The organism is Peterkaempfera griseoplana (genome assembly GCF_001418575.1).
Lineage (GTDB): Bacteria > Actinomycetota > Actinomycetes > Streptomycetales > Streptomycetaceae > Peterkaempfera > Peterkaempfera griseoplana.
The window spans coordinates 1-9,089 of the sequence record NZ_LIQR01000235.1; the positions used below are offsets into that span (position 1 = coordinate 1).

Consider the following 9,089-nt stretch of genomic DNA (forward strand, 5'->3'; position numbering starts at 1 on the left):
TTGATCCCCTCCAGCAGGATCACCGCCCGCACCCCGCTGTGCGCGAAGATGTCCCGCTCCATCCGGGACAGCCCCGACGGCCCGTAGTGGGGCTCGCCCGTCCGCTCGCCGAGCAGGCAGTTGCCGCCCAGCCCGGCGTTGACCACCGACAGGGTGCGGCCCTCACGGGCGGCCAGCCGGCGGGCGAGCCGGTCGGGGTAGCGCCGGTTGAGGTCGCCGGTGGTGCGGGCGGTGTCGGTGATGGAGTCGCCGAAGGCGACCACCGTGCCGCTGGTACGGGCGTCCGCGAGCACCTCCACCGCGCTCACCAGCAGCCAGCAGGGGCTGCTCCGGAAGGCTCCGCCGAAGGTGCTGGGCGCCGCGTCCCCGTCGGCCAGGTAGTTGGTCGCCGCGGTGAACGGATGGTGGGTCAACGGGCCGGTGGCGCCCGGCACGAACACACTGACCAGCAGGGTCGACAGGGGTGCCACGGCCAGCGCGACCGGGTCGCTCAGCAGCGTCCCGCCCGCCGCCAGGACGGTCCTGGCGCTCCCCGAGAAGGTGAGGGCGCGCATGGTCCCCGGCACCGCGTCCGCCCCCTGGCTGCGCACCGCGACGGTCGCGTGGTCCACCGCCACGGGGCGGTCGCCGAAGGTGTTGCTCAGCCGGACGCGCACCGAGCCGCCCCCGGCGCTGAGGAAGACCGCGTTGCGTACGGTGCAGTCGCGGACCCCGGCCGCGGCGGTGGCGGCCATGCCGGGTACGGGGGCGCCCGCGACCTGGCCCGCGGCCCAGCCGGTCACCCAGTGCTGGGCGGTCTGCCGGACGCCGCGGGCCATGGCCTCCCCGAGGGTGATCACGCGCGGCGGGAGGGTGCCCAGGGCAGGGCCGGAAACAGGGTGGAGCACGGTGGCGGTCCTTCGCGGGGCGGGCGGGATGCGGCGGCGTGGTGGGCGGCGCCGTACGCATCGGGCGACTCGCGCGAGGCAGCGCCGATGAAATCACCGATCCGGTTCGGCGGTCAATCGGATACCGGCGCCCGTCCGGTACGGCCGGCCCGGCCCGAACCGCCCCGCACCCGGGGCGAACGCCCGCGATCGCGGACGGCCCCCGCCGCCCGGACCGCGCCCCGCCAACCAAAACACGCCCAGCGCATCACCTATGACGTCCCGTCACTGCTCGCGCAGGCCCCAGGGCGAGCCGTACTCCGTGAGCAGATCCAGGAAGGGCCGCGGCGCGAACGCCTCGGGCCCCAGGACGCCGGAGCCCGACCAGACGCCCGAGGCCATCAGCTCCAGGGCGGCCACCGGGTTGACGGCCGTCTGCCACACCACGGCCTGGGAACCGTACTCCCGCATCGACCACTGGTTGTCGACCACGTGGTAGAGGTACACCTCACGCGGCCTGCCGTCCTTGGTGCCCTTCACCCAGGTGCCCGCACACGTCCTGCCGTGCATCCGGTCGCCGAGCGTCGCCGGGTCGGGCAGACAGGCGGCGACCAGGTCGCGCGGCGAGACCCCGGCGGTGCCCAGGTCGCTGCGCACGGCCACCGGGTCGGTGCGGTCCAGGCCCAGCTGGTGCAGCACCTGCAGCTTCTCGATGAACTCCCTGCCCAGCCCGTACTTGAAGGTGACCCGCCGGGCGTTCACCCAGCGCGGGATCAGCAGCACCTCCTCGTGCTCCACATTGACGCACTCGACCGGGCCGATGCCCTCGGGGAAGTCGAAGACCTCGGGTTCGCTGAACGGCGGCGTGGTGAACCAGCCCCGGTCCTCCTCCCAGACCACCGGAGGGTTGAGGCACTCCTCGATGGTGGTCCAGATGGAGAAGGACGGCGCGAAGTCGTAGCCGTCCACGGTGAGGTCCGCACCGTCGCGGACGCCGATCTCCTCGATCTCGTCGAAGAGCTCGTCGGACGCATAGCGGGCGAAGACATCCGACATGCCGGGCTCGACGCCCATGCCCACCAGGGCGATGCGGCCGCTGCGCTCCCAGTCGGCGGCACGGGCGAACTGCTCGTCCCCGAGTTTGACCCCGCACCGCTCGTACGGCCGCTCCGGGTCCGGCCGGGACAGCGACATCGCCATGTCCAGGTAGTGGACGTCCGCGGCCAGCGCCGCGTTGAAGAGCGGCATCACAAACCGGGGATCGGTGGCGTTCAGCAGCACGTCGCACCGCCGCTCGGCCAGCAGCGAGGCCACCGCCCCCTCGTCCGAGGCGTCCACCCGTGCGGCGCTGAACCTGTCGCCGGCCTCGCCGAGCGCGGCCACCGCGGCCTCGGCGCGGGCCGGGTCCCAGTCGGCCACCACCATGTGGTCGAAGAACGGGCGGCGGGCCGCGATCCGGGTGATCGCGGTACCCACTCCGCCGGCTCCCACTAGCAGCACTCGCATGGTGTCTCTCCTTGTACCGGTGACCTCGTCGTCCCCCGGAAGGGATGAAACGCGGGGGCCTCTCGTCACGTCAATGGCGTTGGCATAAGCTGCCGGGGAGAGCGGCGAGGAGCAGCGATGGCGAAACAGGTGGTGCCGGAGGCGGCACGGCAGCGACGGCGGCCCACCAAGAACGGGACGGTGCTCTCCGAGCGGCTGATCGTGGAGACCGCCCTGCGGATGCTGCGCGAGCACGGCAGCGACGGCCTCACCGTGCGGCGCCTCGGTGCCGCACTCGGCGCCGACCCCAGCACGCTGTACCGCTACTTCCGCAGCGTCGACGAGCTGACCCTGGCCATCGGCGACGAGTTGGTCGGCCGGGCGCTGCACGGTTGGCAGCCGGGCGGGGACTGGCGAGCCGACCTGCGTACGCTGGGCGCCCGCATCCACGCCGCCTATCTGGCGCACCCGCAGGCCGCGGTGCTGACGGCCAGCCGGGTCACCGGGCGGGCCCATGAGATCGCAGCCGACGAGGCGATCCTCGGGGTGCTCCGCACCGCCGGCTTCCCCGACGACGCGGCGGTACGGGTCTACCACGCCTTCATCGACCAGAGCCTGGCCTTCGCCATCCTGGACGCGGCGACGCTGGCGCTGCCCGAGTCGGCCCGCAGGGCCGACGAGGGGGTCTGGCGGGCGACCTATGCGCAACTGCCCGCGGACACCCATCCGCACATCGCCGCCACCGCCGGACTGCTGGTCGCCCGGATGAACCGGAGCGCCTATCCCACGGCGCTGGAGATGCTGCTGGACAGTGCCGCCGCCGCACTGGCCGACGCCTCACCACCCGCCGGCTGACCCCCTGGCCCGCGCCGCGCGCACCGGTTCCACCCGCCGCCCGGGCTCGACGGGTTCGGCCGCGCCGGGCCCCCGGCTCACGCCGCGGACGGCGGCGTCCGGCGAGGCCGGCGGCCTGGTCGCGGCCGTACCGCCCGCCGCCGCGCGGAACCCGCAGCCCCAGCCCGCGGCCGTGGGGAAGTCACGGGCCGAGCCGCGCACGTCCCGGCCCAGGGCGCCGCTCGGTGGCTGCCCGCCCGTCCCTCCAGCGTCAGCCGCGGGACGGCGGTACGCAGGCCGAGCGTCCGCTGCCGGACGGGTGCCCGGGCCGGGTCGGGACCAGCCAGGAGGCCACCACGGCCAGGGCCGCGGCGCCCAGCAGCACCACGACCGCCGCCCGTCCCCCGCCGCCGGCGGCGCCGGTCGAGAGGTGCAGGGCCAGGGTGACCAGGGCGACGCCCAGTGCGGTGCCCAGCCCGCGGGCCATGTTGACCAGTCCGCCGCCGGTGCTGGCCGAGCGGGCCGGGGTGGCCGCCATGATCGCGGCGTTGTTGGCCGGGGTGAAGACCCCCAGGCCCAGTCCGAGCAGGGCCAGCAGCGGCACCAGGGCGGGGGCGGCCGGGGGCAGGACCGGCAGCGCCGCCAGTGCCGCGGTGCACACGGCGGACCCCAGCAGGCACCGTCCCCGGTCGGTCAGGCCGGACGGCAGCACCCGGTCCGCGCCGGTCGCAGCCAGGGCGAACCCGGCCGGCAGGGCGGTCAGCACCAGCCCCGCAGTCAGTTCGGAGCGGCCCGCCGCGCTCAGCACCACCGGTACGAGCACCAGCGGCCCGAAGAGCACCAGATAGGCACAGACCGCCCCGAGCAGCCCGGCGCGGACGCCCCGTCCGCGCAGCAGCGCCGGATCCACCAGCGGCGTGGCCGTACGGGTCTGGCGGGCGGCGAACGCCCAGCCGGCCGCGGCCGCCACGGCGAACAGTGCGACCAACGCCGTGCCCGGGAGGTCCAGCCCCGAGGCCGCGGAGACGCCCAGCAGGGCGCTGGTGGTGGCCAGCGCCAGCAGCAGCAGCCCCCACAGGTCCAGCCGGTCGGCCGGGTGCCGGCTGCGGGTGCGCGGCAGCAGGTAGTGGCCCGCGACCAGCGCCGCGATGCCGACCGGGACGTTGATGCCGAACACCCAGCGCCAGCCGACGGTGCCCACCAGGGCGCCGCCGACGGTCGGTCCCAGGGCCAGGCCCACCGCCTGGGCGGCGGCCTGCACTCCGAGGGCGGAGCGCATCCTCTCCCGCGGCGCGCTGGTGGCCACCAGGGCGACGCTGTTGGCCTGCAGCAGCGCCGCGCCCACCGCCTGGACGACCCGGAAGGCCACCAGGGCCCCCAGGGAGGGCGCCAGTCCGCAGGCGGCCGAGGCCGCGGTGAACACCAGGAACCCGTAGAGGTACCCCAGTTTGCGGCCGTGTGCGTCCGAGAGCCGGCCGATCGGCACCAGCAGGGCGACGAGGGTGAGCAGATAGGCCAGCGACACCCATTCGACGGCGGCTGCCGAGGCGGTGAAGCGGGTCTGCAGCGCGCCGTACGTCAGGGTGACGATGCTGGCGTCCAGCTGGCCCATGAAGGCGCCCAGGCAGACCGTCGCCACGGCGAGCCACCAGGCGCCGGGGCGGTCGCGGACCAGCCGGGGCCGCGGCCGCTCCTCGACCAGGACCGCAGGCCAGGAAGGGCGCTGCCGCAGGGATGTGGATGCCATGCCGTCCCCTCGGGTCGGTATCTCCCCGGCAGAGTACATCGGTCACCGATATGTTCGGTAGCCGCTGCATTTCGGAGGGATGACCACCGGGGGTACGGCCGCCGGGAGGCGGCGGACGGGGAGGCCGCAGGCGGGGCCGCCGGTTCAGCCGACGTGCACCCGGGGCCGCCGGGAGCGGTCCGGCTCCGCCTCGCGCAGCACCTCACGGGTGACCGGGGCCACCTCGCCCTGCCCGAAGAGGAAGAACCGCAGGAACTGGTTGAGCGGATTGCCCTCGGTCCACTCGAAGTAGATGTGCGGCCGGGTGCCCGTCACATCACGGATCTCCAGCAGCAGAGCGGCCAGCGCATTGGCGATGCTGGCGCTCTCCAGGGTCAGCACCCGGTAGCGGTCGTGCAGGACCGCGCCCCGGACCTGCACCTCGCTCTCGAAGTCCGAGGGATCGCGCACGGTGACCTCGACGAAGATCAGATCGTCCTCGGCCGGGATGTCGTTGTCGGCCCGGATCTGCCGGATCTTGTCCCGGTACTCGGCCACGTCGCGGCGGGCCGGCTTGTTGGCGATCAGCCGGATCCGGCGATGGGCCATGTCCTGCACATAGCGCCGGGCCGGATCGTCCAGCACCACCTTGGTCACCCGCAGCTCGAAGGCGCGGCTCAGCCGGGAGAAGAGCGAGACGGCGATGATCGCGGCGATGAAGCAGGAGCCGATCTTCACACCGTCGGGACGCTCCACCACGTTCGTCGCGGTGGTGTAGAGGAAGATCAGCGAGATCGCCCCGAACCCGATGGTCCAGCCCCGCTCACCGGCCCGCCGTGCGGCGATGGTCACGGCGATCGCCGCCGAGGTGATCAGCACCAGCACACCGGTGGCATACGCCCCGCCCTGGGCGTCCACGTCCGCGTTGAAGATCCAGGTGACCAGGAAGGCCACCGCGATGAACACCAGCACCATCGGACGCACCGCCCGTGCCCAGTGCGGCGCCATGCCGTAGCGGGGGAGGTAGCGCGGCATCAGGTTGAGCAGCCCCGCCATGGCGGAGGCGCCGGCGAACCAGAGGATCGCGATGGTGGACGCGTCGTAGACACTGCCGAAGGCGGAGCCCAGGTAGCGGTGCGCCAGATAGGCCAGGGCACGGCCGTTGGCCTGCCCGCCCGCCTTGAACTCGTCCTGGGGGATCAGCAGGGTGGTGATCAGACTGCTGGTGATCAGGAAGACGCTCATGATCACCGCCGCGGTGGTGAGCAGCTTCCGGGCGCCGGCGATCCGCCCCGCCGGGCGCTCCTCGGTGTCCCCGGGGGCGCCCTCGATGTGCGGCATCACCGCCACCCCGGTCTCGAACCCCGACAACCCCAGAGCCAGCCGCGGGAACACCAGCAGCGCCAGACCCACCATCACCACCGGATTGCCGTGCTGTGCGGTGAGCGCATGCGACCAGTCCACCACCAGATGCGGCGAGCTGACGACCTGCCACAGCCCCACCCCCACCACCACGGCGTTGAGCAGCAGGTACACCGAGACCAGCACCACGGCCACGCCGATCGCCTCGGTGAACCCCTTGAGGAACACCGCCCCCAGCAACGCCACCAGCACCAGGGTGACGGCCACCTGGTGGCCGCCGAGGATGTCGGTGAGATGGGGGTTCTCCACCAGGTGGGCGGTGGCGTCGGCCGCCGACAGGGTGATGGTGATCAGGAAGTCCGTCGCGGCGAACCCCAGCAGCACCAGCACGAACAGCTTGCCCTTCCAGAAGGACAGCAGCCGCTCCAGCATCGCGATGGAGCCCTCGCCGTGCGGACTCTCCTGGGCCACCCGCCGGTACACCGGCAGCGCACCGGCCAGCGTCACCGCCACCAGCACCACCGTCGCCAGCGGGGAGAGCAGGCCCGCCGCCAGCGCCGCGATGCCCGGCTGGTAGCCGAGCGTGGAGAAGTAGTCCAGACCGGTCAGGCACATCACCCGCCACCACCGCTGGTGGGCCCGGTGCGGATCGGCATGCGCACCCGGCTGCTGCTTGGCCATGTCGGCCAGCCCTTCCAGCAGCCAGGTCCGGAGACGGCTCTCCGCCGCCGGTGCCGGACCGGTAGGTGTGGAGGCGGCCACCCTGGACTCCCGTCGTGCTCGTGCAAGTGATCAGCCACCCGGACGGCGGCCAGCCGAGCGTACGAGAAACCTCCCCCTCCCACCGGGCAGGGCACGAGGGCGCTCCTCATACGCACCGGCCTGGCCCAATGGGCGTCCTGGGCACTTCGGGGGCCGCTCCGCGGGGCGGTGAATCTTGACGACTTCTTGACGCCCCGCCCGCCCGGCGCGGGCCTCGGGCGCCCGGGTGGCGGGTCCTGCGCGCCGAGCGGCCCGCCGGGGAGCGGCAGCGGTCCCGCACGGCCGGGCCAGGGCGTCCGCTGCGGCCATGAGATGCTTTCGCGGTGCTGGTCGCCCGCTCCGTCGCCCTCTTCGTCGCAGCCGCCCTCTGTGAGATCGGCGGGGCCTGGCTGGTGTGGCAGGGCGTCCGCGAGCACCGGGGCCTGCTGTGGATCGGGGCCGGGGTCGCGGTGCTGGGCCTGTACGGCTTCGTCGCCACCCTGCAGCCGGCCGCCGACTTCGGCCGCATCCTGGCCGCCTACGGCGGGGTGTTCGTGGCCGGGTCGCTGATCTGGGGCATGGTCGCCGACGGTTATCGTCCCGACCGCTTCGACGTCATCGGCGCCCTGGTCTGCCTCGCCGGAATGGCCCTGATCATGTACGCGCCCCGCGGACGCTGAACGTCGCCCCTGGTCCGGGCCGGTTCCCGCCCGGCCGCCGGCGGGACTGCCGCGCACGCCGTGAACGCCGGGGCGCCGTGCGGCAGGATGGGGACATGAGCGTAGTGAAGATCAACGTGCTGTCAGTCCCCGCGGAGCAGCGGGAGGTCCTGGAGAAGCGGTTCGCCTCGCGGGCCGGGGCGGTGGAGTCCTCCGACGGCTTCGAGTGGTTCGAGCTGCTGCGGCCGGTCGACGGCACCGACAAGTACCTGGTCTACACCCGATGGGCGAGCGAGGAGGCCTTCCAGAAGTGGATGTCCGGGCCCATGCAGGCGGCCCACCGCGGCGGCGGGGAGTCCGGCGGTGAGCGGCCCCGCCCGGCCGCCTCCGACTCGACCCTGTGGTCCTTCGACGTGGTGCAGCAGGCCGCCCCGAAGAGCTGACGGTCCGGCGGCCGGGCCCGCCCGGCCCGGCCGCCGCTTCGTCCGTACGCCCCGGCCAGGCCGCCGGGCGGTGCGGAGTGGTGACACCACCCCGGAGTGCGTCACCGGCAACCGCGCTGCCCGCCCGGGACGCCGGCCTGCCGGCCCCTCCGCACTGTCGTCCGGCGGACGGCCGGACGCGGGGCGGCGACCCACCGTCAGAGCGCGAGGGTGACCGTCACCACCTCGTCCGGCTCCGCCCCGGCCTGGGCGACCAGGGCACCGCCGGGCGCCCAGGCGCCGGAACCACCGGAGGTCTGCGGGTACTCCCCGCTGGGACCGGCCACCGTGGAGAGCAGCCCCCAGACGCCGTGCGCGGCAGCCGCGTCCCGCAGCTGACTGTCCCGCCTGGCCAGGGCCACCTCACCGCTGCCGAACAGCGCGCTGGCCAGGTACACATCGACACCCAGCGCCGCCGTGCGGGCGGCGTGCTCCGGTACGGAGGCGTCGGCGCAGACGGCCAGCCCGATCCGGTGCCCGTCCACCTCCAGCACCCGGGGCCGGTCGCCGGGGACGAAGCGGTCCAGCTCCGCCCCGTGCAGATGCATCTTGCGGTAGACCACCCGCGCACCCCCGCCGGTGACCTCCAGCAGCGCGATCGACTCCCCGCCGGGCTCCGCCACCGCCGCGCAGACCAGCGCGGTGGCGCCGGTCTCCCCGCACGCCGCGACCAGCGGCAGCAGTCGCGGGTCGTCCGGCGCCACGGCCGGTGCGTCCAGGTCGTACCCGGTGAGCGACAGCTCGGGGAAGACCACCAGCCGGGCGCCCGACTCGCGGACCACCTCGGCATGGGCGGCCGCGTTGGCGGCCACGTCCAGGGGCGCACAGGACGGCTGGGCGAGTGCCACGGTCAGGGGGAGGGGCATCTGCTGTTCCACGGCGAGCGGCCGACGGCGGTGGGGCCGTCCGGCGGGATGGCGGGATGGGGGGACGG

The 9,089-nt window shown here is 74.2% G+C and carries 8 protein-coding genes; 3 read left to right on the plus strand and 5 right to left on the minus strand.

The genetic code is table 11. From position 1 onward, the window contains the following. On the minus strand, positions 1-887 hold an 887-nt coding region (locus AOK09_RS18170), incomplete at its 3' end, for an SGNH/GDSL hydrolase family protein (protein WP_079063187.1). A 264-nt stretch (positions 888-1,151) separates the two neighbouring features. Next, on the minus strand, positions 1,152-2,372 hold the full coding sequence (locus AOK09_RS18175) for a saccharopine dehydrogenase C-terminal domain-containing protein (protein ID WP_055588259.1): 1,221 nt from the start codon (positions 2,370-2,372) through the stop codon (positions 1,152-1,154). A gap of 117 nt (positions 2,373-2,489) precedes the next feature. Between AOK09_RS18175 and AOK09_RS18180 the strand changes: the two genes are divergently transcribed. Further along, complete coding sequence (locus tag AOK09_RS18180) at positions 2,490-3,206, plus strand: TetR/AcrR family transcriptional regulator (protein ID WP_055588260.1); 717 nt, start codon at positions 2,490-2,492, stop codon at positions 3,204-3,206. Between the two features lie 250 nt (positions 3,207-3,456). On the opposite strand, the gene AOK09_RS18185 is transcribed toward AOK09_RS18180, so the two are convergent. Both AOK09_RS18185 and AOK09_RS18190 read right to left on the minus strand, forming a co-directional pair. Further along, positions 3,457-4,932 (minus strand): MFS transporter, encoded by a 1,476-nt coding sequence (locus AOK09_RS18185; RefSeq protein WP_055588261.1) that lies wholly within the window; start codon positions 4,930-4,932, stop codon positions 3,457-3,459. 144 nt (positions 4,933-5,076) lie between these two features. Continuing rightward, complete coding sequence (locus AOK09_RS18190) at positions 5,077-7,035, minus strand: APC family permease (protein ID WP_055588262.1); 1,959 nt, start codon at positions 7,033-7,035, stop codon at positions 5,077-5,079. A 323-nt stretch (positions 7,036-7,358) separates the two neighbouring features. Between AOK09_RS18190 and AOK09_RS18195 the strand changes: the two genes are divergently transcribed. Both AOK09_RS18195 and AOK09_RS18200 read left to right on the plus strand, forming a co-directional pair. Next, positions 7,359-7,694, plus strand: coding sequence for a YnfA family protein (locus tag AOK09_RS18195; protein WP_055588263.1), 336 nt, complete (start codon positions 7,359-7,361; stop codon positions 7,692-7,694). A 95-nt stretch (positions 7,695-7,789) separates the two neighbouring features. Then, complete coding sequence (locus tag AOK09_RS18200) at positions 7,790-8,116, plus strand: antibiotic biosynthesis monooxygenase family protein (protein WP_055588264.1); 327 nt, start codon at positions 7,790-7,792, stop codon at positions 8,114-8,116. Positions 8,117-8,313: 197 nt separating this feature from the next. Here AOK09_RS18200 and AOK09_RS18205 read toward each other — a convergent pair. Further along, positions 8,314-9,089 (minus strand): carbon-nitrogen hydrolase family protein (locus AOK09_RS18205; RefSeq protein ID WP_245687348.1); only part of this gene is annotated, 776 nt, incomplete at its 5' end.